Below are 25,262 nucleotides of genomic sequence, written 5' to 3' on the forward strand. Positions count from 1 at the left end.
CGACCTCGCTCCCGGCATCGGCCTCCCCATCAGAAAGGCACCACCCCATGAAGTTCACCGACGGGTTCTGGCAGACGAGGGCCGGATTCACGCCCCTCTTCGCGCAGGAGGCGTACGACATCCGCTCCCACGGCACCTCGCTCGAGGTGATCGCCCCGACGAAGGTGATCCAGGGCCGCGGCGACGTGCTGAACCGGCCGACGCTGACCGTCACCGTGTCCTCGCCCGCCGAGGGCGTCGCGAAGATCCGGATCGAGCACTGGCGCGGCACTGCGACCCGCCGCGGCTTCGACCTGGTCGACGACGCGGTCGGCGAGGCGAGCCTGACGGAGTCCGGCGGCGTGCTGCGCACCGGCGACCTCGAGGTGCGCGTCGCGCAGGGCGCGCCCTGGTCGCTCGAGTTCTGGGACACCGCGACGGACACGCGCCTCACCGGCTCCGGGCACAAGGCCGAGGGCTACCTCACCGGCCCCGACGGGAAGGCCTACCTGCACGAGCAGCTCGACCTCGGCGTCGGCGAGCTCGTCTACGGCCTGGGGGAGCGCTTCGGCCCGTTCGTCAAGAACGGCCAGACCGTCGACGTCTGGAACGCCGACGGCGGCACCTCCTCCGAGCAGGCCTACAAGAACGTCCCCTTCTACCTCTCCAGCCGCGGCTACGGCGTCCTCGTCAACGACCCCGGCCTGGTCTCCTTCGAGATCGGCTCCGAGACCGTCGAGCGCGTGCAGTTCTCGGTCGGCGGCGAGGCGCTGGAGTACCTGGTGATCCAGGGTCCGACCAAGAAGGACGTGCTCCGCCGCTACACCGGGCTGGCCGGCCGCCCGGCGATCGTCCCCGCGTGGAGCTACGGCCTCTGGCTCACCACGAGCTTCACCACCAGCTACGACGAGGAGACGGTGAACTCCTTCATCGACGGCTTCGCCGAGCGCGAGCTGCCGCTGTCGGCCTTCCACTTCGACTGCTTCTGGATGCGCGAGTTCCAGTGGACCGACCTCGAGTGGGACCCGCGCACCTTCCCGGACCCGGAGGGGATCCTCGCCCGCCTGCACGAGCGCGGCCTGCACACCTGCGTCTGGATCAACCCCTACATCGGCCAGGCCTCGGCGCTGTTCGAGGAGGGCCGCGAGAAGGGCTACCTGCTGCGCACCACCGCGGGCGACGTCTGGCAGTGGGACCTGTGGGTGGCCGGCATGGCGCTGATCGACTTCACGAACCCGGAGGCGACCCGCTGGTTCCAGGACAAGCTGCGGGTCCTCGTCCGCCAGGGCGTCGACTCCTTCAAGACCGACTTCGGCGAGCGCATCCCGTCCGAGGGCGTGGCCTGGTCCGACGGCTCCGACCCCGAGGGCATGCACAACTGGTACACCCAGCTCTACAACCGCGCGGTGTTCGAGGTGCTGGAGGAGGAGCTCGGCGAGGGACGCGCGGCGCTCTTCGCCCGCAGCGCCACGGTCGGCGGCCAGGCGCTGCCGGTGCACTGGGGCGGCGACAACACCTCCTCCTACGTCTCGATGGCCGAGACCCTGCGCGGCGGGCTCTCGCTCGCGCTCGGCGGCTTCGGCTTCTGGGCGCACGACATCGGCGGCTTCGAGGGCACGCCCGACCCGGGCGTCTTCAAGCGCTGGCTCGCCTTCGGGCTGCTCTCCTCGCACTCGCGGCTGCACGGGTCGTCCTCGGTGCGGGTGCCATGGGCGTTCGACGAGGAGGCGGTCGACGTCACCCGGCTCTTCACCCGGCTGAAGCTCTCGCTGATGCCCTACCTCTACGCGGCGGGGGCGGAGGCGGCGCGCACCGGCACCCCGGTGATGCGGCCGATGACGCTCGAGTTCGAGGACGACCGCAACGCGGCGCACCTCGACACGCAGTACATGCTCGGCCACGACCTGCTGGTCGCGCCGGTGTTCACTCCCGACGGCTCGGTCGAGTTCTACCTGCCGCGCGGGCGCTGGACGAACTGGTGGACCGGCGAGAGCACCGACTCGGCGGGGGAGTGGCGCCGCGAGGTGCACGGCTTCGACTCGCTGCCGCTCTACGTCCGCGAGGGCGCGGTGATCCCGGTCGGTGCGCGCAGCGACGTCGCCGAGTACGACTACGTCGACGGGCTGGAGCTGCGGGTGTTCCCGGGCGCGGACGGCGAGACGGTCGTGCGGGTGCCGGCGCACGACTCCGGTGCGGAGACGGTGTTCACGGTGACCCGCTCGGGCGGCGACGTGAGCGTCGACGCGCCCGCCGGCAGCTGGACCTGGACCCGCGCGGGGTCCTGACCGGCGAGGCCCGCGCACAACATCAGCTGAGAGAGGGGTCCCTCCTCTGTGGGGCGAGGGACTCCCTTCTCAGCTGATGTTGTGCGGCCGGAAGCGCCCGCACCCGCGGATAGGCTGGCCCCGGAGAGCAGAGGAGACCGCGGAATGGCCGAGAACGCGACGCGCGGCAACAACCTCGACCGGGTCCGCCGGCACAATCTGTCCGCGCTCCTCCGACTCGTGCACCGCGGCGGCCCGCGGTCCCGCTCGCAGCTCACCCGCCTCACCGGACTCAACCGCTCCACCATCGCAGCCCTCGTCGGCGAACTGGTCGAGCTGGGCGTCGTGCGCGAGCTGCAGCCCGAGACCCTCAACCAGGTCGGACGGCCCAGCCCGATCGTCGAGACCGATCCGCGGGTCGTCGCGATCGCGGTGAACCCGGAGATCGACGCGGTCACGGTCGCGATCGTCGGCCTGGACGCCGAGGTGCGCCGCCGCATCCGCCGCACCGCCACCGTGCCGAGCGCCGAGGCCGCTGCCCGGCTCGCGGCGGAGGCCATTGCCGAGCTGGTCGCCGACCTGCCGAGGGACGCCCGTACCGTCGGCATCGGCGTCGCCGTCCCCGGTCTCGTCCGGGACGCCGACGGCCTGGTCCGGGTCGGCCCGCACCTCGGCTGGACCGACGAGCCGTTCTCCCGGATGCTCGCCGAGGCGACCGGGCTCCCGGTGCTCTCGGCCAACGACGCGAATCTCGGCGCGCTCGCCGAGAGCGTCCTCGGCGCCGGGCGTGACGTGTCCCACCTCGTCTACCTCAACGGCGGCGCGAGCGGCGTCGGCGCCGGCGTGATCGTCGGCGGCACCCCGCTGCACGGGATCGACGGCTACGCGGGCGAGATCGGCCACACCCTCGTGAACAGCGCCGGCGTCGACTGCCACTGCGGCGCGGTCGGCTGCCTCGAGACCGAGGTCGGCCGGGCGGAGCTGCTGCGGGTGCTCGGCCTCGACGAGAGCGCCGACGTGAGCGAGCGGCTCGAGGAGGCGCTCGCCGCCTCGAGCGATCCCGCGGTGCGTGCGGAGGTGGAGCGGCAGCTCGGGCACCTCGCCGTGGCGCTGCGCAACGTCGTCAACATCTTCAACCCGCAGCTGGTGGTGCTCGGCGGGTTCCTCGGCGCGCTCGTCGGCGTCGCACCGGGCTTCCTCGAGGAGCGCCTGGGCCGCGGCGGGCCGTTCCGGGTGGCGCTCGACTCCGTGCGCATCGCCCGCACCGAGCTCGGCGCCGACCTGCTGATGCTCGGCGCGGCCGAGCTGGCCTTCGAGCGCCTGCTCGCCGATCCGCTGACCGCCGAGCTGCACCCGGCCGGCGGCGCGCGGCCGGCGGCCTGAGCAGCGCTCCCCGCATCCCGAAGGCGCACTCCGGTCCACGGGCTCGGCTCAGACCCTTGCGCGACACCCGGTCGAATTGATTCGATAGTCAGGGAATGAATCCGGTCTCCCGTCGCTTGGCGGTAGAGGCGGTGCCCTTCCGCGCTCCCCTCTCCCTTCTCCGCTCTGCGCTCCGCAGGAAGGCTCCGTGACCTCTCTCGCCCCGACCCCCACCGGTTCGATCCCCGTGCACCGGCACGCCGGCGACGCCCTGACCAACCGTCAGCGCCTCGTCTACGTGATCGTGCTCGGCGCGCTCACCGCGCTCGGCCCGTTCACGATCGACCTCTACCTCCCCGCCTTCCCCGCGCTGCAGAGCGAGCTGAACGTGTCGGAGGCGGCGGTGCAGCTGACCCTCACCGGCACGACGCTCGGCTTCGCGCTCGGGCAGCTGGTCGTCGGGCCGTGGAGCGACGTGGTCGGGCGGCGGCTGCCGATCCTGCTCGCGACCTCGCTGCACGTGCTGGCCTGCGTCGGCGCGGCGTTCGCCCCCGAGATCGTCTCGCTCGGCGTCTTCCGCTTCCTGATGGGGGCCGGCGCCGCCGCGGGCGGTGTCGTCGCGATGGCGATGGTCCGCGACCTGTTCGGCGGGCGTCCGCTGGTGAAGATGCTGTCGCGGCTCGCGCTCGTCTCCGGCCTCGCGCCCGTGCTCGCGCCGGTCATCGGCTCGCAGCTGCTGCTGGTGATGGACTGGCGCGGCATCTTCGTCTTCCTGGCCGCCTACGGCCTGCTGGTGATGCTGGCGGTCGCGCTGCTGATCGTCGAGACGCGCCCCCGGGTGGCGCGCGCCGACCGCGACTCCCGCTCGCTCGTGCAGCGCTACCGCGCGGTGCTCTCCGACCGGGTGTTCGTCGGCGTCGCGATCATCGGCGGCATGACCTTCGGCGGTCTGTTCACCTACCTCTCCAGCTCGTCGTTCCTCTTCCAGGGGCTCTACGGCCTGGACGCGCAGCAGTACGGCCTTCTCTTCGCGGTGAACTCGCTCGGCGTGGTCTCGGGCGTCCAGGCGTCCTCGTACCTCAGCCGCCGCGGCGTCGGCCCGCAGTGGATCCTCGCCGTCACCACGGTCACGCTCTTCGTCACCGCCGGGCTGATCGCGCTCTTCGACGGCCTGGGCTTCGGCATCTGGGGCACCCTCGTGCCGCTCTGGTTCTTCATCGCGGCCTGCGGCTTCAGCTTCCCCTGCGTGCAGGTGCTCGGCCTGGTCAACCACGGCCGCGAGGCGGGCACCGCCGCGTCGCTGCTCGGCGCCGTGAACTTCGGCACCGCCGGCATCCTCTCGCCGATCTCCGGCCTCTTCGGCGCCGAGTCGGCCGTGCCGATGGCCGGCGTCATGATGGCCACCGCCGCCGTGTCGATCCTGGCGCTCTGGCTCGTCGTCCGCCCCCGCACGGTCCCGGCCCTGCAGGACTGATCCGCCGGGCCGGAGGGGCCCGACCCGCGCGACCCGCCCGCAACCCCCAGCGCGCGAACGTCCGGTGGCGCCATCATGTCCGGATGGATCCTCGCCACGACCCCCTGAAGACCGAGCCCGGCGTCGCCCAGCCCGACGCCGTGCAGCGCGAGCGCCTCCACCGGCGCGCCCCCTCGGACGACGTCGTCTCGAAGGTCCTCACCACGGAGGCCGCCCGGCACGTCTCGCGCCGCTGGCCGCTGATCTCCGCCTCGATCGCGCTGGCCGTGACGATCATCCTCGCCGTGATCATCGCCTTCCGGCCCACCAGCGCGTTCTCGTTCGACGTCGAGTGGATGGACGAGATCGTCGAGCACCGCTCGAGCGTCTGGGACGTCCCGGCGCTCATCATGAACACCGTCGGCGCCGGGATCGTCGGCACGGCGATCATCCCGGTCGCGATCATCATCGTGCTGCTGGTCTTCCGCCGGCGCTGGGCCGCCCTCTACTACGCGCTCGCCGCCCTCGTCAGCGTCGGCGCCACCCAGCTCGTGAAGGAGCTGGTCGGCCGCGCCCGCCCCGAGGACATGCTGGTCACCAGCGACTACGGCTCCTTCCCCTCCGGCCACACCGCGAACGCCTCGACCACCGCGATGGTGCTCGCCCTGGTCTTCCCGCTGCTCTGGGTCTGGATCGCCGGCTTCCTCTACAGCGTCGCGATGATGGCCAGCCGCACCTACCTCGGCGCGCACTGGCTCACCGACACCATCGGCGGCCTGCTGCTCGGCCTCGCCGTCGCCCTGATCGTCTGGGCCCCCCTGGCCGGCCGCCTCCGCACCGAGTCCGAGCTCCCCCACCCGCCCATCTGGGTCCGCACCTCGCGCTGATCCCCACCGCGAGATGCCACTTATGAGCGCGACACGCCGCAAAAACCGCTCACAAGTGGCATCTCGCGGAGGGGGTCAGAAGTCGCGCAGGCCGTCCAGCTCGTTGAAGGTGTAGACGTGCAGGCCGGCGAGGCGGTCGCCCACGGCGGCTTCCAGCCGGCCGACGAAGGCGGACGGGTCGAAGCGGCGGCCGCGCAGCAGCCCGCCCGCCACCGACGAGCTCCGCTTGAGGAAGCCGAGCGACGACCCGACGCCGATCCGCGCGCCGAGCGAGAGCAGCCGCGCCCGCTCGACCGGCCCCGGCACTCCGGCCCACAGCTCCGCGTCGATCCCGTCCGCCCGCAGCCGGTCGGCGTAGCGGTCGACCGCGTCCACGTCGAAGCACATCTGCGTGACGATCCCGCGGAGGTACGGCGCCCGCTCGCGCAGGTGCTTCGCGATGCTCTCGTCCGAGAGGTGCGGGTGCCCCTCCGGGTAGCCGGCGATGTCGACAGCCAGCTCGGGCCGCAGCTCGCGGGCGTCGCGGATGAGCTCGAGCGAGGTGGAGTAGCCGCCGGCGGCGCTCCTCGCGTCGCCCGAGATCACGAACGCCTCGTCGATCCCCGCGTCCCGCATCCGCCCGAGTGCGCGCTCCAGCGCCTCGCGACCCTCGACGTTCCGCGCCGCGAGGTGCGGCACGACCCGGAAGCCGCGGCCGGCCAGCTCCACCGCGGAGTCGATCGTCCGCTCCGTCCCGTGCTTCGGCAGGCTCGTCACGGTCAGCGTCACCGCGGCCGGATCGGGGAACGCCCGCTCCGCCTTCTCGCCGATGCCGTCCGACGGGATGATCTCGAAGCGCGCCCTGGTCATCCGCCCAGCCTCGCACGCGCCGGTGTCGGAGGGTCGCCCTACCCTGGAGGCGGTCGTCGCCCGGCGGCCCGGGAGGGAGTCGCGTGTATCTCGAGGACGACCGCAGCGGGGGAGTCCGCCTCGTCACGAGCCCGACCGATCTCTCCTCCTGGTCGTCCTGCGAGTGGGCGGTGCTCCGCCGGCTCGACGCGACCCTCGGTCGGGCGCCCCGCGTCGTCGTCGAGGAGGACGCGATGCTCCAGCGCACCGCCGTCCTCGGCGACGAGCACGAGGTCGCCTTCCTCGCCGAGCTGAAGCGCACGCACGAGGTCCTCGAGTTCGCCCGCCCCGAGCGCGCGGACTACGCGAGGGCCGCCGACGAGGCCGTCGAGGCGATGCGCGCGGGTGTCGACGTGCTCTACCAGGCCACCTTCTACGACGGCACCTTCATCGGCTTCTCCGACTTCCTGCTCCGCACCGAGGACGGGGCCTACGAGGTCTACGACACCAAGCTCGCCCGGCACGCGAAGATCCCGGCGCTGCTGCAGCTCGCCGCGTACGCGGAGCAGATGGCGGCGCGGGGGATCCGTGTCGGCGAGAAGGTCCACCTGGTCCTCGGCGACGGCACGACCACCAGCCACGACCTCGCGATGATCGCCCCCGTGCAGCGGGTCCAGCGGGCGCGCCTGCGCGCGGTTCTGGAGGAGCATCTCGCCGCGACCGAGCCGGTGGCGTGGGGCGATCCGCGCGTCACCGCCTGCGGCCGCTGCGGGCTCTGCGCGCCCGAGGTGCAGGCCCACCGGGACCCGATCCTGGTCGCCGGCATGCGCCTCGACCAGCGCGCGAAGCTCGCCGCCGCCGGCATCACCACCCTCGACGCGCTCGCGGTCAGCGAGGGGCCGGTCCCCGGGATGAGCGCCGGCGCCGCCGAGACGCTGCGCGCCCAGGCCCGCCTGCAGCTCGCCACCGAGGCCTCGGCCGACCACGTCCCCGTCGTCGAGGTCGTCGACGCCTCCGTGCTGACCGCCCTGCCCGCCCCCGACCCGGGCGACCTCTTCTTCGACTTCGAGGGCGATCCGCTGCACGCGGAGGACGGCCAGTGGGGCCTCGACTACCTCTTCGGCATGGTCGACCAGGACGAGTCCTTCACCGCGTTCTGGGCGCACGACCTCGCGGCCGAGCGCCGCGCCCTCGTCGACTTCCTCGCCCTCCTGCGCGAGCGGCGGGCGCGCTTCCCGCGGATGCACGTCTACCACTACGCCTCCTACGAGCGCAGCCACCTGCTCTCGCTCGCGCAGCGGCACGGCACGGGGGAGGAGGAGGTCGACGCGCTGCTGCGCGACGGCGTCCTCGTCGACCTCTACCCGGTCGTCCGCCGGGCGCTGCGCGTCGGCTCGCGCAGCTACTCGATCAAGAAGCTCGAGCCGCTCTACATGGGCGCGGAGGCGCGCGACACCGAGGGAGTGACGAACGCGGCCGACAGCATCACCGAGTACGTCGAGGCGCGGGCGCTGCTGCAGTCGGCCGATCGGAACGCTGCGTCGGCCGACAGGGACCCCGAGAGGGCCGAGCTCGACCGCCGCGAGGGCGAGCGCCGCCTCGCCGAGATCGGCGAGTACAACGCCTACGACTGCCGCTCCACCCTGCGCCTGCGCGACTGGCTGCGCTCGCTCGCCCCCGCCCGCGAGGAGGAGCCGCTCCCGCTCGTCGACGTCGACCTGCCCGTGCCGCGCGAGCCGGACCCGGTCGCCGTCGCCCTCCTCGCCGAGGTCGAGGGCATCGAACCCCGCGAGCGCAGCCCCGACCAGACCGCCCTCGCCCTCGCCGGCGCGGCGATCGACTACCACCGCCGCGAGGCGAAGACCTTCTGGCAGGAGCACTTCGACCGGCTGCGCCAGCCGCTCGACGACTGGGCCGACGCCCGCGACGTGGTCGTCGTCGAGCGGGTCGAGGTCGTCCGCGACTGGTCGACACCGGCGCGGGCGCGCACCCTCTCCCGCGAGCTGCGGATCCTCGGCCGCCTCGCCCCGGGCAGCCGGCTCGGCATCGGCGCGAAGCCGTTCCTCGTCTACGACTCCCCGGCGCCGCCCGGGGCGCCCTCGCCCGGCCCGGGGATGCGCGGAGCCTCCGACCGCTCCGAGATCCTCGCCGCGTCCGACGACGGCGAGCGGATCGTCGTGCTCCTCAAGGAGGGCCTGCGCGCGGGGGAGGACCCGCACGACGACGTCCCGATCGCCCTGGCGCCCGCGCCGCCGCCCCGGGCCGCCCCGCAGCCCGAGGCGATCGCGGAGTGGGGCGGTCAGGTGCTCGACGCCCTGCCCGCGCTCCTGGCAGACCCCGCCCTCGACGTGCTCCGGCGCGTGCCCCCGGCCGTCGTCGCGCCGGTCGAGGGCGACGACGTCATCGCCGCGGTCGTCGAGACCCTGCTCGGCCTCGAGCGCGCGACGCTCGCCGTCCAGGGCCCGCCCGGCACCGGCAAGACCTACGTCGGCTCGCACGTCATCGCCCGGCTCGTCACCGAGCACGGCTGGCGGGTCGGCGTCGTCGGGCAGTCGCACTCCGTCGTCGAGAACGTGCTGACCGCGGTCGTCGCGAAGGGCGTCGACCGCGCCCGGGTCGCGAAGGTGCCCAAGGCCGGCAGCTCCGCGGAGGCCCTCGCCGCCGTCGCCTGGACGCCGGTGAAGAACGGCGCCGCCCTCGCGGCGCTCGCCGAGGGCGGCGGCTGCGTCGTCGGCGGCACCGCCTGGACCTTCGCCAACGCGGGCAGCGTCCCGCGCCGCTCCCTCGACCTGCTGGTGATCGACGAGGCCGGCCAGTTCTCGCTCGCGCCGACCATCGCCTCCGCGATCGCCGCCGAGCGGGTGCTCCTCCTCGGCGACCCGCAGCAGCTGCCGCAGGTCAGCCAGGGCTCGCACCCCGAGCCGGTCGACGAGTCGGCGCTGGGCTGGCTCGCCGACGGCCACGACGTCCTGCCGCCCGCCTTCGGCTACTTCCTCGCGCAGACCTACCGGATGCATCCCGAGCTCGCCGCCGCCGTCTCCGAGCTCTCCTACGAGGGCGCCCTCTCCTCCCGCGCCCCGGAGCAGCGCCGGCTCGACGGCGTCGCGCCCGGACTGCACGCGGTGCCGGTCGTGCACGCCGGCGACACCACGTCCTCCCCGGACGAGGCGCGCCGGGTCGTCGAGATCGCGCTGACCATGGTCGGTCGCTCCTGGACCGACGAGCACGGCGAGCGCGCGCTCACCGCCGCGGACGTCATCGTCGTCGCCCCCTACAACGCGCAGGGCGCGCTGCTCCGCGACGCCCTCGACGCCGCCGGGCTCGAGGAGACGCTGGTCGGCACGGTCGACCTCTTCCAGGGCCGGGAGGCGGTCGTCGCGATCGTCTCGCTCGCTGCCTCCTCCGGCGCCGACGTCCCGCGCGGCCTCGAGTTCCTGCTGCTGCCCAACCGGCTGAACGTCGCGATCTCGCGGGCCAAGTGGGCCGCCTACCTCGTGCACTCGCCGGCGCTCGCCGCGTCGCCGCCCACCTCGATGGCGGCGCTCGAGCGGCTCTCGCGCTTCATCCGCCTCCTTGAGATCGCGGAGGAGACGGCGCAGGAGTGACGGAATCCGTCGTGCGGATCCGCTCCACCTCCCGATTCCCGCGGTCCGGACCTTGAACCACGAGCGATTCCGTCGCTACGGTGGCTGCATGAGAATCCTCCTGGTCGGCGCCGGCGGCGTCGGCGACGCCTTCGCGAAGATCGCCGCCCGCCGCTCCTTCTTCGAGCAGATCATCGTCTGCGACTACGAGCTCGCCCGGGCCGAGCGCACCGTCGCCTGGATCCTCGAGCGGCACGGCGCCGACGGCGTCGAGAACCGCTTCGTCGCCGCGCGCATCGACGCCTCCGACGCCGAGAACGTCGAGACCGTCGCCCGCGCGCACGGCGCCACCCACGTGATGAACGCGGTCGAGCCGTCCTTCGTGCCGACGATCTTCGCGGGCGCCCTCGCCGCCGGCGCCGACTACGTCGACATGGCGATGAGCCTCTCCCGGCCGCACCCCGAGGAGCCGCACGCGAAGACCGGCCTGAAGCTCGGCGACGAGCAGTTCGCCGCCGCGCCCACGTGGGAATCCGCCGGCCGCCTCGCCCTGGTCGGCATGGGCGTCGAGCCCGGGCTCTCCGACGTCTTCGCCCGCTACGCCGCCGACCACCTCTTCGACGAGATCGACGAGCTGGGCGTCCGCGACGGCGCGAACCTCGTCGTCCGCGACGACTCTGGCGCCGAGATCTTCGCGCCCTCCTTCTCGATCTGGACGACCATCGAGGAGTGCCTGAACCCGCCGGTGATCTTCGAGAAGGACCGCGGCTGGTTCACGACGCCGCCGTTCTCCGAGCCGGAGGTCTTCGAGTTCCCCGAGGGGATCGGCCCCGTCGAGTGCGTCAACGTCGAGCACGAGGAGGTGCTGCTGATGCCGCGCTGGCTCGACGCGAAGCGGGTCACCTTCAAGTACGGCCTCGGCGCCGAGTTCATCGGCGTCCTCCGCACGCTCAACCTGCTCGGACTCGACCGCACCGAGCCGGTCCGGGTCCGCTCCGCCGACGGACCGGTGCTGGTCTCGCCGCGCGACGTGGTCGCCGCGGGCTTGCCCGACCCGGCGAGCATCGGCCCGCGGATGACCGGCAAGACCTGCGCGGGCCTCTGGGTCTCCGGCGCCAAGGACGGCGAGCACCGCGAGGTGTACCTGTACCACGTCAGCGACAACGAGTGGACGATGGCCGAGTACGGCACCCAGTGCGTCGTCTGGCAGACCGCACTCAACCCGGTGATCGCCCTCGAACTGCTCGCGACCGGCGCCTGGTCGGGCTCCGGGGTGCTCGGGCCGGAGGCGTTCGACGCCGAGCCGTTCCTCGAGCTGATGGCCCGCCCGCTCGACGAGGGCGGCTACGGCCAGCCGTGGCACGTCCGCGAGGACTGAGCGGGAGCGCGGTCGGCGGGGGCCGGGCGGGACGCCGGTCGATGCGGGGTGCGCGCGGATCGGGCCGGGGCGAGCCGGGCTCGGCCGGCGCCGCGACCCTAGGCTGACCCCATGAGCAACGACGACGGGCTCGCCTCGGCGAGGGACGACGCACGCACGGCCCTCGAGGCCGCCCGACGACTGCAGGCCGAGGCCGCCGAGGCGCTGGCCCGCGCGGAGGCTGCCGCCGCGGCCCTCGAGGCGGTCGCCGGTCCGGAGGAGGCGGCCGCGGTCGTCGACGACGTGCGGCTGGTCGACGGCGGTCCGGGGGAGGGGTCCGCGCCCGCCGCTGCACCCGCACCGGTCGAGGCGCCCGCACCGTCCGCCGCCCCCGCGCCCGGACCGCTCGCCGAGTCCGCCGTCGACGCCGTCCGAGCCGGCTACGCCTTCACCGGCCCCGCCCTCGAGATCGGCGCCCTCGTCAACGGCGACGCCCGCGCCGACGTCCCCGTCCGCATCCCGCTCGGGATGCTCAACCGCCACGGCCTCGTCGTCGGCGCGACCGGCACCGGCAAGACCAAGACGCTCCAGGTCCTCGCCGAGCAGCTCTCCGCGCACGGCGTCCCCGTCTTCGCCGCCGACATCAAGGGCGACCTCTCCGGCCTCGCGACCGCCGGCATCGCCGACGAGAAGCTGCTCGCCCGCACCCGCACCATCGGCCAGGACTGGACCCCCGAGGCCGCCCCCGCCGAGTACTTCGCGCTCGGCGGCGTCGGCACCGGCGTCCCGGTCCGCGCGACCGTCACCGGCTTCGGCGCCCTGCTGCTGGCGAAGGTCCTCGGCCTCAACCACACCCAGGAGTCGAGCCTCGGCCTGGTCTTCCACTACGCCGAGAGCGCCGGGCTGCCGCTCGTCGACCTCTCCGACCTGCGCGCCGTGCTCACCTACCTCGTCGGCGACGAGGGCAAGGCCGAGCTGGCCGAGCTCGGCGGGCTGTCCAAGGCCACCGCCGGCGTCATCCTGCGCGAGCTGATCGCCTTCGCCGACCAGGGCGCCGACGTCTTCTTCGGCGAGCCCGAGATCGACACCGCCGAGTTCCTCCGCCTCGCGCCCGACGGCCGCGGCGTGGTCAGCCTGCTCGAGGTCCCCGGAGTCGCGGACAAGCCCGCGCTGTTCTCGACGTTCCTGATGTGGCTGCTCGCCGACCTCTTCAACGACCTGCCCGAGGTCGGCGACCTCGACCGGCCCAAGCTGGTCTTCTTCTTCGACGAGGCGCACCTGCTCTTCCGCGACGCCTCGAAGGACTTCCTCGCGGCCATCACGCAGACCGTGCGGCTGATCCGCTCGAAGGGCGTCGGCATCGTCTTCGTGACGCAGACCCCGAAGGACGTGCCGAGCGACGTCCTCGCCCAGCTCGGCTCGCGGATCCAGCACCAGCTGCGCGCGCACACCCCCGACGACGCGAAGGCCCTGCGCGCCACGGTCTCGACCTACCCCGAGAGCGACTACGACCTCGGCGAGGTGCTGCAGGCGCTCCCCATCGGCGAGGCGATCGTCACGGTGATGAACGAGCGCGGCGCGCCGACCCCGGTCGCCTGGACCCGGCTCCGGGCACCGCGCGGCTCGATGGCGCCGACCCCCGAGGCCGAGCGGGAGGCGAGCGTCCAGCGCTCCCCGCTGCTCGCCCGCTACGGCACCCCGCTCGACCGCGACTCCGCCCGCGAGATCCTCACCCGCCGCCTCGACGCGGCCGCCGACGCCGAGGAGGCCCGCGCCGCCGCCGAGGAGCAGGCGGAGGAGGAGGCCCGCCGCACGAAGGAGCAGGCCGCGGAGGCCGCCCGCAGCGCCAAGGAGCAAGCCGCCGACGACGCCCGCCGCGCCAAGGAGGACGCCCGCGCCGCCGCTCAGCGGGCCAAGGACCGCGCCGCCGCCGAGCGCCGCGCCGACCAGGCCGCCGAGCGCTCCCGCCGCCGCACCGCGCCCACCACCCGCTCCCGCTCCCCCCGCCGCGACAAGACCGTCGTCGAGGAGGTCCTCGGCTCCTCGGTCGGGAAGACCTTGTTGCGCGAAGTCGTCCGAGGCATCTTCGGCACGGCCCGCCGCGGGCGCTGACGGGGCGATCTGCGGCGTTGTCGTCAGTCGCGATACCGCCGGTATCGCTCCTTCCTCCGCCTTGCAGCTCACCCCGTCAGCGCCCGCGGCGACTGCTGGCCCCTGCTGATCGAGTAGCGCACGCGGCGGAGGTCCATGCTGATCGAGTAGCCCGCGAAGCGGGCGTATCGAGATCCACCGTAGCCAGCCGGGTGGGCCTCGATACGCCGCCCTGCGGGCGCCTACTCGACCAGCATGTGCCGCCGCCCCCGGTGCTGTCGGCGGAGCCGGCCCCGCCGCCCTTGATGCTGATCGAGTAGCCCGCGCCGCGGAAGCCCATGCTGATCGAGTAGCCCGCGCCGCGGAAGCCCATGCTGATCGAGTAGCCCGCGCCGCGGGCGTATCGAGATCCACGGCACCACCACTCCCGGTGCGCGAGCGCTAACGCCGCCGTGTTAGCGTCGATACTCGTGACCGAGAGCCCGACGACCCGCGACCGCATCCTCAGCGCGACGGCGGCGCTGCTCGCGGAGGGCGGCCGCGACGCCGTCTCCACCCGGGCGATCAGCTCGGCGGCCGGCGTCCAGGCGCCCACCATCTACCGCACCTTCGGCGACCTCCGCGGGCTGCTCGACTCCGTCGCCGCCGCGGGCTTCGCCTCCGCCCAGGCCGAGTTCGACGCCGTCGACGCACCGGCCGACCCCGTCGACGCCCTCCGCGCCGCCTGGGACCACCACATCGCCTTCGGCCTCGCCGAGCCGCACCTCTACGCCCTGATGTTCACCGGGCGACCGGGGGAGGAGTCGGAGGCGGCCCGCCTCGCCCGCGGCGTGCTCGCCGCCCACGTCCGCGCCGTCGCCGAGGCCGGCCGCCTGACCGTCGAGGTCGAGCACGCTGCCCGCCTCCTGCAGTCCGCCGCCCTCGGCTGCACTCTCACTCTCGCGTCCGCGCCGGACGACGAGCTCTCCGCCCGCTCCCGCGAGGCCGTCCTGGCCGCGATCACCACGACGGAGGCGGGCCCGACCGACCCCGCGGCGCGCGCCTTCGCCGCCCACGCGGTCGCGCTGCGCACCGCGCTGCCCGGCGTCGACGGCCTCACCGCGGCCGAGTCCGCCCTCCTCGACGAGTGGCTCCTGCGCCTCACCCGCTGACGAGCGCGCTGACTCGCCCGAGAAGGCGCGTTCTCCGCACCGGGAACGAGCCTTCTCGGGCGACTCGGCGAGGGAGGCGCCGTGCGCCGGGAAACACCACGCGCCGGGAAACACCTGCGCCGGGAAGCAGAGAACGGCGCCGCAGCTGGCGAGAGCGTGCGGCGCCGTTCGGCGGAGGATGGGGGATTCGAACCCCCGAGGGCTTGCACCCAACACGCTTTCCAAGCGTGCGCCATAGGCCACTAGGCGAATCCTCCTGGCGCGACCGTGGCCGCGACTCATCGATACTAGCCGGTGCCGGCGCCCTCCGCTGACCACGGCAGTGCGACGGCCGTGCCCGCACCCCGCCGACGTCGGTTAGACTGTCTCCCGGCTCCCCGCGTGGCGCCATCCAGGCCAACTCCCCCAGGGCGGAAACGCAGCAAGGGTAACCGGGCTCTGGCGGGTGCGCGGGGGGTCTTTCCTTTTAACGGATCGCGCACCCGGCCCACCTCTCCTCCCCAGCCCGCCGCTCCTGCACGCTCTCCCATCCGGGGCACGCGCCCAGCCTCCGGAGGGCGCCCGTCGCTAGGCTTGCGCCGATGGTTCAGAGCATCTACATCTCGTCCGCCGAAGGTCATTCGGGCAAGTCCACGGTCGCCCTCGGCGTCCTCGACCTGCTCAGCAGTCAGGTGCAGCGGGTCGGCGTCTTCCGCCCGATCGCCCGCTCCACCTCCGAGCGCGACTACGTGCTCGAGATGCTGCTCGGGCACTCCGACTCGGGTCTCGCCTACGACGACTGCATCGGCGTCACCTACGAGGACGTGCACGCCGACGGCGAGGCAGCCCTCTCCCGCATCGTCGAGCGCTACAAGGCCGTCGAGTCGCAGTGCGACACCGTCGTGATCCTCGGCTCCGACTACACCGACGTCGGCAGCCCGACGGAGCTCGGCTACAACGCCCGCATCGCGGCGAACCTCGGCGCGCCCGTCCTCCTCGTCCTCACCGGTCGCGACCCGTCGCGGAGCGAGCAGCTCGGCCAGGCCCCCGCCCGCACGCCCGACGAGATGCGGCAGATCACCGAGCTCGCCGCGGTCGAGCTGCGCACCGCGCACGCGAGCCTCATCGGCGTCGTCGCCAACCGCGCCGACCCGGGCACCTCGGAGCAGGCCGTCGCCGCGATCCGCGAGGCGCTGCCCTCCGGCGCCCCGGTCTGGGCGATCCACGAGGACCCGTCCCTCGTCGCCCCGAGTGTCTCGCGCATCATCGACGCCGTCGACGGCGTCTTCGTCGCGGGCGACCCGGAGCTGCTCGGCCGCGAGGCGCTCGGCGTCGTCGTCGCCGGCATGTCGATGGTCAACGTGCTGCCGCGCCTGATGGAGGGCGGTGTCGTCATCGTCCCCGGCGACCGCCCCGAGGTCGTGCTCGCCGTGATCATGGCGCACGCCTCCGGCAATTTCCCGACGGTCTCCGCGATCATCCTCAACGGCGGCTTCGAGCTGCAGGAGCCGATCGTCCGCCTGATCGAGGGCGTCGACAACCGCCTGCCGATCGTGATGACCGAGCTCGGCACCTACGACACCGCCGTGCGCGTCACCGCCGCACGCGGTCGCCTCGCCGCCGACTCGCCGCGCAAGCGCGACACCTCCCTCGCCCTGTTCGCCGAGGCGATCGACCCCGTCGAGCTGCTCACCCTCCTCGACGTCGGCCGCTCCGAGGTCGTCACCCCGCTGATGTTCGAGTACGGCCTGATCGAGCGCGCCCGCATCGCCGACCGGCACATCGTGCTGCCCGAGGGCGGCGACGACCGCATCCTCCGAGCCGCCGCGACCGTGCTCAAGCGCGGCATCGCCCGCCTGACGATCCTCGGCGAGGAGGTCGAGGTGCGCTCCCGTGCCGCGAGCCTCGGCCTGGACATCGACGGCGCCCGCGTCCTCAGCGTCCTCGACCCGGAGCACCGCAACCGCTTCGCCGAGGAGTACGCCCGCATCCGCGCGCACAAGGGCATCACCTTCGACCACGCCTACGACACCGTCACCGATGTCTCCTACTTCGGCACGATGATGGTCCAGCTCGGCCTCGCCGACGGCATGGTCTCGGGAGCCGCGCACACCACCGCGCACACCATCCGCCCCGGCTTCGAGATCATCAAGACCAGCCCCGGCGTCTCCGTCGTCTCGAGCGTGTTCCTGATGGCGCTCGCCGACCGCGTCCTCGTCTACGGCGACTGCGCCGTGAACCCCGACCCGACCGAGGCGCAGCTGGCCGACATCGCGATCTCCTCCGCCGAGACGGCGCAGCAGTTCGGCATCGACCCGCGGATCGCGATGCTCTCTTACTCCACCGGCGAGAGCGGAGCGGGCGCCGACGTCGAGAAGGTCCGCGCGGCGACCGCCCTGGTGCGCGAGCGCCGCCCCGACCTGCTCGTCGAGGGCCCGATCCAGTACGACGCCGCCGCGGACGCGGCCGTCGCCGCCTCGAAGATGCCCGGCTCGCAGGTCGCCGGTCGCGCGACGGTGTTCATCTTCCCGGACCTCAACACGGGCAACAACACCTACAAGGCCGTGCAGCGCTCGGCCGGTGCCGTGGCGATCGGGCCGGTCCTGCAGGGCCTGCGGAAGCCCGTCAACGACCTCTCCCGCGGCGCGCTCGTGCAGGACATCGTCAACACCGTCGCGATCACCGCGATCCAGGCGGCGACCCAGGCCATCGTCCCGCCGACCTCCGCCATCCCCGTCGTGCGCTGAGGGCCACCCGCCCGAGCGCCCCGTCCGACCCCGAACCCCCAGGAGTCCCACCGTGTCCGTCGTCCTCGTCGTCAACAGCGGCTCGTCGTCCTTCAAGTACCAGCTCATCGAGATGACGACGGAGGAGACGCTCGCCAGCGGCCTCGTCGAGCGGATCGGCGAGGAGACCGGCCGCACCAAGCACAGCCACGACGGCGACACGGTCGAGTTCGAGACGCCGATCCCGGACCACACGGCCGGCTTCGACGCGATGATCCGCGCCTTCGCCGAGCACGGCCCGAGCCTCGACGAGTTCCCGCCGATCGCCGTCGGCCACCGCGTCGTGCACGGCGGCAAGCGGTTCTACGAGCCGACCGTCGTCACCGACCTCGTCAAGATCAACATCGAGGACCTCAGCGACCTCGCCCCGCTGCACAACCCCGCCAACCTCGAGGGCATCGAGGCCGCGCAGAAGGCCTTCCCCGACGTCCCGCACGTCGCCGTCTTCGACACCGCGTTCCACCACACCATCCCCGCGGCGGCCTCCACCTACGCGATCCCGGCCGAGCTCGCCGACAAGCACCGCATCCGCCGCTACGGCTTCCACGGCACCTCGCACAAGTTCGTCTCCGAGGCCGCCGCCGCGTTCCTCGGGCGCCGCCGCTCCGACCTCAAGACGATCGTCCTGCACCTCGGCAACGGCGCCTCCGCCTGCGCGATCGACGGCGGCGCCTCCGTCGAGACCTCGATGGGCATGACGCCGCTCGAGGGTCTCGTGATGGGCACCCGCTCCGGCGACCTCGACCCGGCCGTCGTCTTCCACCTCGCCCGCAAGGCCGGCCTCTCCACCGACGAGCTCGACACCGTGCTCAACCGCCGCAGCGGACTCCTCGGCCTCTCCGGCCGCGGCGACATGCGCGACGTGCAGGACGCGGCCGAAGCCGGCGACGAGACCGCCCTCGCCGCCCTCGAGGTCTACTACCACCGGCTCCGCCACTACGTCGGCGCCTACTACGCCCAGCTCGGCCGCGTCGACGCGATCGTCTTCACCGCCGGAGTCGGCGAGAACGTCCCCGCCGTCCGCGCCGGCGCCCTCCGCGGCCTCGAGGGCCTCGGCATCGAGCTCGACCCCGAGCGCAACACCGCCCGCGACCGCGGCCCCCGCCGCATCTCCACCGACGACTCCCGCGTCGCCGTCCTCGTCATCCCCACCAACGAGGAGCTGGAGATCGCTCGGCAGTGCTTGTCGGTCGTGTAGCGGCGGAGCCGCTACACGACTCGCGGTCGGCTTGCACGGGTGGGAGCGTTCTGTGGAGCGGGTCGCGTCGGGCTGCCCTGAATCGCTGGCACGCGATTCCGGGTCGTGCCCTCTGCCTCGTCCGTGCAAGCACGGTGCGGCCGACGCCACGGGTGGTCGCCTGAGCAGCGGTGGGGCCGCGCTGCGCGCGAGCCGCTTCCGACGACGGCGCCGGTGAACGTGCGAGCAGCGGAAGGGCCGCGCTTACGCGCGAGCTGCTGCCTTCCACGTCGCCGATGAACGTGCAAGCAGTGGGAGGGCCGCGCACGCGCGCGGGCTGCTGCCATCCGCGGTCGCCGTCCTGTGCATGCTGGTCGAGTAGCCGCGGTACGCGGCGTATCGAGACCCACCCTGCCCGAGCTTGCGGACCGAGACCCGCCCGCGTCAGTCTGCGGCGAGGCGGGCGTCGCCCGCGTAGACGTTGAAGCCGGCGCCGCGGCTGAAGCCGATGAGGGTGAGACCCGCGTCGCGGGCGAGGTCGACGGCGAGCGAGGACGGGGCGCCGACCGCCGCGAGGAGGGGGACGCCCGCCATCACGGCCTTCTGGACGAGCTCGAACGAGGCGCGGCCCGACACCTGCAGCAGCGTGCCGCGCAGTGGCAGCCGGCCCTCGCGCAGGCCCCAGCCGACGACCTTGTCGACCGCGTTGTGCCGCCCCACGTCCTCCCGCAGCGCCAGAAGCGAGCCGTCCGCGTCGAAGAGGCCGGCCGCGTGCAGGCCGCCGGTCCGCTCGAACACCGCCTGCGCCTCCCGCAGCCGGTCCGGCAGCGACACGAGCAGCTCGGTCGAGACCCGCAGCGGATCCTCCGCCACGCTCCACGCGGACTCCGTCGCGACGGCCTCGAGCGACGCCAGCCCGCAGACCCCGCACGAGCTCGACGTGTACACCGAGCGCTCGCGGTCGAGCAGGATCTCCGCGCGGCCCCCGCGCACCGTCGCGTCGATCACGTTGTAGGTGTTCTCGCTCGGCCCCGAGCCGCTCGCGCAGTAGCGCATCGCCGCGAGCTGCTCCGTCGAGGTGAGCACCCCCTCCGACACCAGGAAGCCGGCGACCAGGTCGAAGTCCTCCCCGGGCGTGCGCATGGTGACGCTGAAGCGCCGCCCGCCCACGCGGATCTCGAGCGGCTCCTCGACGGCCAGCACGTCCTCGCGGCGGCGGGTCGGCTCCCCGGCGCGGACGGCGATCAGGCGGGTCCGGGCGACGGCACGGCTCATGGGGTCCTCCTCGACGCGGCTGGCGCACCGCCCCGCGACCTGAGAGCCCGGACGGCCGGCGCTCATCCTCCCACCCGCTCCCCGACGTAGCATGCAGGAATGGTCGATGACGCCGAAGCCCGCGAGAACCCGATCGACGAGAGCGCCGTCACGGTCGGCGCCCCGAAGAGGCGGGCCGTCGGCATCCCCGGCGTCGCGCACGCGCTGCAGATCTCGCTCAAGCAGATGGGCCCGCTGCGCAGCGCCGAGACCCTCCTCCGCGTCAACCAGAAGACCGGCTTCGACTGCCCCGGCTGCGCCTGGCCCGAGGCCGACAAGCGGCACGTCGCCGAGTTCTGCGAGAACGGCGCGAAGGCGGTCGCCGAGGAGGCGACGCTGCGCACCGTCACGGCCGACTTCTTCGCCGCGCACTCGCTGATCGAGCTCGAGGGCTGGGACGACTACCAGCTCGGCCAGCAGGGCCGCCTCACCGAGCCGATGCTCCTGGACGAGGGCGCGACGCACTACCGCCCGGTCGGCTGGGACGAGGCGCTCGACGTCGTCGCGGACGAGCTGCGCGCCTGCGCCGACCCCGACCAGGCGATCTTCTACACCTCCGGCCGCACCTCCAACGAGGCCGCGTTCGTCTACCAGCTCCTGGTGCGCGGCTTCGGCACCAACAACCTGCCCGACTGCTCCAACATGTGCCACGAGTCCAGCGGCTCGGCCCTGACCGAGACGATCGGCATCGGCAAGGGCACGGTCAGCCTCCGCGACGTCGAGCGGGCACCGCTGCTGATCGTCGCCGGCCAGAACCCGGGCACCAACCACCCGCGGATGCTCACCGCGCTCGAGCGGGCGAAGCGCGCGGGCAGCACGATCGTCGCCATCAACCCGCTGCCCGAGGCGGGCCTGCTGCGCTTCGAGAACCCGCAGACCGTGCGCGGGATGATCGGCGGCGGCACGGCCCTCGCCGACCACTTCCTCCAGGTGCGGCTGGGCGGCGACCAGGCGCTCTTCCAGGGCTTCGGCAAGGCGCTCCTCGACGCGGAGGAGGCGAGGGGCGGCGTCTTCGACCGTGCCTTCATCGCCGAGAGCACCGACGGGCTCGAGGGCTACCTCGACGAGATCCGCGGCACCGAGTGGTCCGAGATCGAGCGGGCGAGCGGGATCGACGAGGCCCGGATCCGCGCGATCGCCGAGCTGATCGCCGCGAGCGAGGGCACCATCGTCTGCTGGGCGATGGGGCTCACCCAGCACGCGCACTCCGTCGCGACGCTCAAGGACGTCGTCAACGTCCTGCTGCTGACCGGCAGCATCGGCAAGCCCGGCGCGGGCGTGTGCCCGGTCCGCGGCCACTCGAACGTGCAGGGCGACCGCACGATGGGCATCTTCGAGCGGATGCCGGACTCCTTCCACGACGCCCTCGACCGAGAGTTCTCCTTCGCCTCGCCGCGCGAGCACGGCACCGACACGGTCGCCGCGATCCGCGCCATGCGCGACGGCAAGGCGCGCGTCTTCATGGGCCTCGGCGGCAACTTCGCCCGCGCGACGCCCGACACCGGCGTCACCGAGGCCGCGATGCGCTCGCTCGCGCTCACGGTGCACGTCTCGACCAAGCTCAACCGCTCGCACGTCGTCACCGGCCGCCGCGCGCTGATCCTGCCGACCCTCGGCCGCACCGACTCCGACAAGCGCGCCACGGGGGAGCAGCGGGTCACCGTCGAGGACTCGATGAGCGCCGTGCACGCCTCGCGCGGGCGGCTCGCGCCGCCGAGTCCGGTCCTGCAGTCCGAGGTCGCCATCCTCACCGGCATCGCGGAGCGCCTGCTCGCCGACCGCCCGAACACGCCGGTCGTCGACTGGGCGGCGCTGCGGGAGGACTACCGCCTGATCCGCCGGCACATCGCCGCCGTCGTCCCCGGCTTCGAGGACTTCGAGCGCCGCGTGAACGAGCCGGGCGGCTTCGTCCTGCCGAACCCGCCGCGCGACGAGCGGCGCTTCGCCACCGCGACCGGCCTCGCCCGCTTCACCGCGAACCCGCTGCAGTACCCGAAGGTCCCGGAGGGGCGCCTGCTGCTGCAGACGCTGCGCTCGCACGACCAGTTCAACACCACGATCTACGGCAAGGACGACCGCTACCGCGGCATCCACGGCGGCCGTCGCGTCGTCTTCGTGCACGCCGACGACATCGCCGAGCAGGGCCTCGCCGACGGCGCGATGGTCGACCTGGTCTCGGAGTGGGAGGACGGCCTCGAGCGCCGGGCCCCGTCCTTCCGCGTCGTCGCGTACGACACCCCGCGCGGCTGCATCGCGGCCTACTACCCCGAGACGAACGTGCTCGTCCCGCTCGACTCCACCGCGGCCGTCAGCGGCACCCCCACCTCGAAGTCCGTCGTCGTCCGCCTGGAGCCGGCCGCCTGATCCGCCCGGTCGATCTCGATACGCCCGCTGCGCGGGCTACTCGATCAGCATGAAGCCGGGCCACTCGCTACGGCCGCTGCGGAACATGCTGGTCGAGTAGCCGCGGAGCGGCGTATCGAGACCCGCCCCGTCAGCAGTCCGGTCGCGCTCACCACGGCAGCCGCAGCAGCCGCACCCTCTCGCCGGCCGCGGCACCGCCCGCCGGAACGACGGCGACAGCCTCCGCCACCGTGAGCCCCGAGAGCATGTGCGAGCGGATCCCGTGCACCGCCCGCCAGACGCCGTCCGCCTCGACGACCGGCACGAGCACGGTCGACCCGGCGCGGCCGAGCGGCTCGCCCAGCACGCCCTGACGCAGTACCGGCGCGGCGGCCCTGCTCGCCGCGTCCAGCGCCAGCGGCAGGAACGACAGCGCCGCGAGGAACGCGGCGAGCGGATTCCCGGGCAGCGCGAGCACGACCGCCCCGCCGGGCAGCGACGCGATCACCGTCGGATGCCCCGGCCGCATCGCGACCCCGTCGACCAGGACGGTCGCCCCCGCGATCCTCAGCGCCCGGCGCACCGCGTCCACCCGCGACCGCCCGGTCCCGCCCGTCGTGATCTGCAGCGGAGCCGTGCTCGCGAGCAGCGCGCGGGCGATCGCCTCGTCGTCGTCGCCGAGCCGCCGCACCGATCCCACCGCACCCCCGCCGCGCGCGACGAGCGGCGGCAGCAGCGGCGTGAACGCGTCGCGGACGCGGCCGGCCCCGGGCATCCCCGCGGTGTCGACCTCGTCACCGGTGAAGAGCAGATCGACCGTCGCCGGCCGCCGCACGACGAGCTCGTCGAAGCCCGCGATCGCGAGCAGCGCCAGGTGCGCCGGCCGCAGCCGCACGCCGGAGTCGACGAGCGCGGTTCCGGCCGGGGCCTCGTCGCCCGCGCTGCGGATGTGCCGTCCGAGCGGCACCGGGTGCTCCGAGGAGAGCACGTCCCCGGTCACCCGGCCGCGCTCGCTCGGGAGGACGCCCTCGCACCACTCCGGCACGACCCCGCCGGTGACGATCGGCTCGGCGCTGCCCGGTCCGAGGCGCCAGGGCGACGCCCCGCGGACGGCCCAGCCGTCCATCGCCGAGGAGTCGTAGTGGGGGAGCGGTCGCGGAGCGAGCACGGCGCTCGCCGTGACAGAGCCCTCCGCCTCGAGCAGCGCGACCGTCGCGAGCGGCCCGGGAGCGGTCGCCGCGGCGATCCGCGCGCGAGCGCCGTCCCAGTCGATGTCGCTCATCCGTCCATTCTGGTCGCGCCCAGGGCGGGACGGCGACGGCGCCGGATCCGAGGACCCGGCGCCGTCGACGGGCTCAGCCGAGGTACCCGTTCGGGTTGAGCACGAACTTCTTCGCGGCGCCCTTGTCGAAGTCGGCGTAGCCCTGCGGCGCCTCGTCCAGCGTGATGGCCGTGGCCTGCACCGCCTTCGCGATCTGCACCTTGTCGTGCAGGATCGCCATCATCAGCGAGCGGTTGTACTTCATCACCGGGCACTGGCCGGTCGTGAAGGACAGCGACTTCGCCCAGCCCAGCCCGAGGCGGATCGAGAGCGAGCCCTCCTGCGCGGCCTCGTCCACTCCGCCCGGGTCACCGGTGACGTAGAGCCCCGGGATGCCGAGCGCGCCGCCCGCCGCGGTGATCGACATCAGCGAGTTCAGCACGGTGGCCGGCGCCTCGGTGCCCGAGTCGGCCCCGTTGCCGTGCGCTTCGAAGCCCACGGCGTCCACGCCGCAGTCGACCTCCGGCACGCCGAGGATCTGCTCGATCTGCCCGGCCGGGTCGCCCTTCGAGACGTCCACGGTCTCGCAGCCGAACGAGCGCGCCTGCGCGAGCCGCTCCTCGTTGAGGTCCGCGACGATCACGACGGCCGCGCCGAGCAGCTGCGCGCCGACGGCAGCGGCCAGTCCGACCGGGCCCGCTCCGGCGACGTAGACCGTCGAGCCGACGCCGACGCCCGCGGTGACCGCGCCGTGGAAGCCGGTCGGGAAGATGTCCGAGAGCATCGTGAGGTCGAGGATCTTCTCCAGCGCCTGGTCGCGGTCGGGGAAGACGAGCAGGTTCCAGTCGGCGTAGGGGACCATCACGTACTCGGCCTGCCCGCCGACCCAGCCGCCCATGTCGACGTAGCCGTAGGCGCTGCCCGGGCGGTCCGGGTTCACGTTCAGGCAGATGCCGGTCTTGCGCTCCTTGCAGTTGCGACAGCGGCCGCAGGCGATGTTGAACGGCACCGAGACGATGTCGCCGACCTTGACGAACTCGACGTCCGGCCCGACCTCGACGACCTCGCCGGTGATCTCGTGCCCGAGGACGAGATCGGCGGGAGCGGTGGTGCGCCCGCGGACCATGTGCTGGTCCGAGCCGCAGATGTTGGTCGAGACGGTGCGGAGGATCGCGCCGTGCGACAGCTTCCTGCCGATGTTCGCCGGGTTCACGCCCGGCCCGTCCTTCAGCTCGAAGGTCGGGTAGTCGATGTCGATGACCTCGACGACGCCGGGGCTCTTGTAGGCGACTGCTCTGTTGCCTGACATGCGGTTCTCCTTCACGGGATGCGACCGCGGTGCGTGAGCGCCCGCGGGAGCCGCGCCGCGATCGTCCGGAGGAGGGCCGCGGCGTCGAGGCTCGAGCGAAACGTACGCCCGAAGCCTGGTGCCGGATCGAGGGGGAG

Annotated in this window: 15 protein-coding genes, 1 tRNA gene and 1 other RNA gene; 12 read left to right on the forward strand and 5 right to left on the reverse strand. The window is 73.4% G+C overall.

Going from position 1 to position 25,262, the window contains the following annotated elements:
- Window positions 1-47: 47 nt before the first annotated feature.
- From yicI to MT350_RS10210, 4 genes are all read left to right on the forward strand, one after another.
- Window positions 48-2,264 (forward strand): alpha-xylosidase, encoded by a 2,217-nt coding sequence (gene yicI, locus MT350_RS10195; RefSeq protein WP_243598419.1) that lies wholly within the window; start codon window positions 48-50, stop codon window positions 2,262-2,264.
- A gap of 144 nt (window positions 2,265-2,408) precedes the next feature.
- Window positions 2,409-3,626 (forward strand): ROK family protein, encoded by a 1,218-nt coding sequence (locus MT350_RS10200; RefSeq protein ID WP_243598420.1) that lies wholly within the window; start codon window positions 2,409-2,411, stop codon window positions 3,624-3,626.
- A gap of 187 nt (window positions 3,627-3,813) precedes the next feature.
- Complete coding sequence (locus tag MT350_RS10205; protein WP_243598421.1) at window positions 3,814-5,079, forward strand: multidrug effflux MFS transporter; 1,266 nt, start codon at window positions 3,814-3,816, stop codon at window positions 5,077-5,079.
- An 83-nt stretch (window positions 5,080-5,162) separates the two neighbouring features.
- Window positions 5,163-5,945 (forward strand): phosphatase PAP2 family protein, encoded by a 783-nt coding sequence (locus MT350_RS10210; protein WP_243598422.1) that lies wholly within the window; start codon window positions 5,163-5,165, stop codon window positions 5,943-5,945.
- A 75-nt stretch (window positions 5,946-6,020) separates the two neighbouring features.
- On the opposite strand, the gene MT350_RS10215 is transcribed toward MT350_RS10210, so the two are convergent.
- Entirely contained in the window at window positions 6,021-6,794 is a 774-nt protein-coding gene (locus tag MT350_RS10215; RefSeq protein WP_243598423.1) for a methylenetetrahydrofolate reductase, read from the reverse strand.
- 83 nt (window positions 6,795-6,877) lie between these two features.
- Between MT350_RS10215 and MT350_RS10220 the strand changes: the two genes are divergently transcribed.
- The 4 genes from MT350_RS10220 (at window position 6,878) to MT350_RS10235 (ending at window position 14,956) form a co-directional block, all read left to right on the forward strand.
- Window positions 6,878-10,378, forward strand: a complete 3,501-nt coding sequence (locus tag MT350_RS10220) for a bifunctional RecB family nuclease/DEAD/DEAH box helicase (RefSeq protein WP_243615856.1) — start codon at window positions 6,878-6,880, stop codon at window positions 10,376-10,378.
- An 88-nt stretch (window positions 10,379-10,466) separates the two neighbouring features.
- Window positions 10,467-11,735 carry a saccharopine dehydrogenase family protein gene (locus tag MT350_RS10225; RefSeq protein WP_123705224.1) on the forward strand — a complete coding sequence of 423 codons (1,269 nt, stop codon included), beginning with the start codon at window positions 10,467-10,469 and terminating at the stop codon, window positions 11,733-11,735.
- 111 nt (window positions 11,736-11,846) lie between these two features.
- Window positions 11,847-13,826: a helicase HerA-like domain-containing protein gene (locus MT350_RS10230; RefSeq protein WP_243615857.1), complete on the forward strand. Its 1,980-nt coding sequence runs from the start codon at window positions 11,847-11,849 to the stop codon at window positions 13,824-13,826.
- 449 nt (window positions 13,827-14,275) lie between these two features.
- Window positions 14,276-14,956, forward strand: a complete 681-nt coding sequence (locus MT350_RS10235) for a TetR/AcrR family transcriptional regulator (RefSeq protein WP_243615858.1) — start codon at window positions 14,276-14,278, stop codon at window positions 14,954-14,956.
- A 172-nt stretch (window positions 14,957-15,128) separates the two neighbouring features.
- On the opposite strand, the gene MT350_RS10240 is transcribed toward MT350_RS10235, so the two are convergent.
- Window positions 15,129-15,213 (reverse strand) — tRNA-Ser (locus MT350_RS10240).
- A 111-nt stretch (window positions 15,214-15,324) separates the two neighbouring features.
- Between MT350_RS10240 and ffs the strand changes: the two genes are divergently transcribed.
- The 3 genes from ffs to MT350_RS10255 all read left to right on the forward strand — a co-directional run bounded on the left by ffs (window position 15,325) and on the right by MT350_RS10255 (window position 18,919).
- An RNA gene (ffs, locus tag MT350_RS10245) (signal recognition particle sRNA small type) lies at window positions 15,325-15,421 on the forward strand.
- 116 nt (window positions 15,422-15,537) lie between these two features.
- The gene (gene pta / locus MT350_RS10250) at window positions 15,538-17,682 is read left to right on the forward strand and encodes a phosphate acetyltransferase (protein ID WP_243598427.1); all 2,145 of its coding nucleotides are present in this window, start codon (window positions 15,538-15,540) and stop codon (window positions 17,680-17,682) included.
- A 52-nt stretch (window positions 17,683-17,734) separates the two neighbouring features.
- Window positions 17,735-18,919, forward strand: a complete 1,185-nt coding sequence (locus MT350_RS10255) for an acetate/propionate family kinase (protein ID WP_243615859.1) — start codon at window positions 17,735-17,737, stop codon at window positions 18,917-18,919.
- A gap of 423 nt (window positions 18,920-19,342) precedes the next feature.
- Here the strand turns inward: MT350_RS10255 and fdhD are convergent, their stop codons facing one another.
- Window positions 19,343-20,173 carry a formate dehydrogenase accessory sulfurtransferase FdhD gene (gene fdhD, locus MT350_RS10260; protein WP_243615860.1) on the reverse strand — a complete coding sequence of 277 codons (831 nt, stop codon included), beginning with the start codon at window positions 20,171-20,173 and terminating at the stop codon, window positions 19,343-19,345.
- Window positions 20,174-20,272: 99 nt separating this feature from the next.
- Here fdhD and MT350_RS10265 point away from each other — a divergent pair, with 99 nt between their 5' ends.
- Window positions 20,273-22,576, forward strand: coding sequence for an FdhF/YdeP family oxidoreductase (locus MT350_RS10265; protein WP_243615861.1), 2,304 nt, complete (start codon window positions 20,273-20,275; stop codon window positions 22,574-22,576).
- A gap of 148 nt (window positions 22,577-22,724) precedes the next feature.
- On the opposite strand, the gene MT350_RS10270 is transcribed toward MT350_RS10265, so the two are convergent.
- Window positions 22,725-23,837: a molybdopterin molybdotransferase MoeA gene (locus tag MT350_RS10270; protein WP_243615862.1), complete on the reverse strand. Its 1,113-nt coding sequence runs from the start codon at window positions 23,835-23,837 to the stop codon at window positions 22,725-22,727.
- A gap of 73 nt (window positions 23,838-23,910) precedes the next feature.
- Complete coding sequence (gene fdhA, locus MT350_RS10275; RefSeq protein ID WP_243615863.1) at window positions 23,911-25,125, reverse strand: formaldehyde dehydrogenase, glutathione-independent; 1,215 nt, start codon at window positions 25,123-25,125, stop codon at window positions 23,911-23,913.
- Between the last annotated feature and the right edge of the window lie 137 nt (window positions 25,126-25,262).

Origin of the sequence: Rathayibacter sp. VKM Ac-2928 (assembly GCF_022815545.1) — a bacterium.
In the GTDB taxonomy this organism is placed as follows: Bacteria; Actinomycetota; Actinomycetes; order Actinomycetales; family Microbacteriaceae; genus Rathayibacter; species Rathayibacter festucae.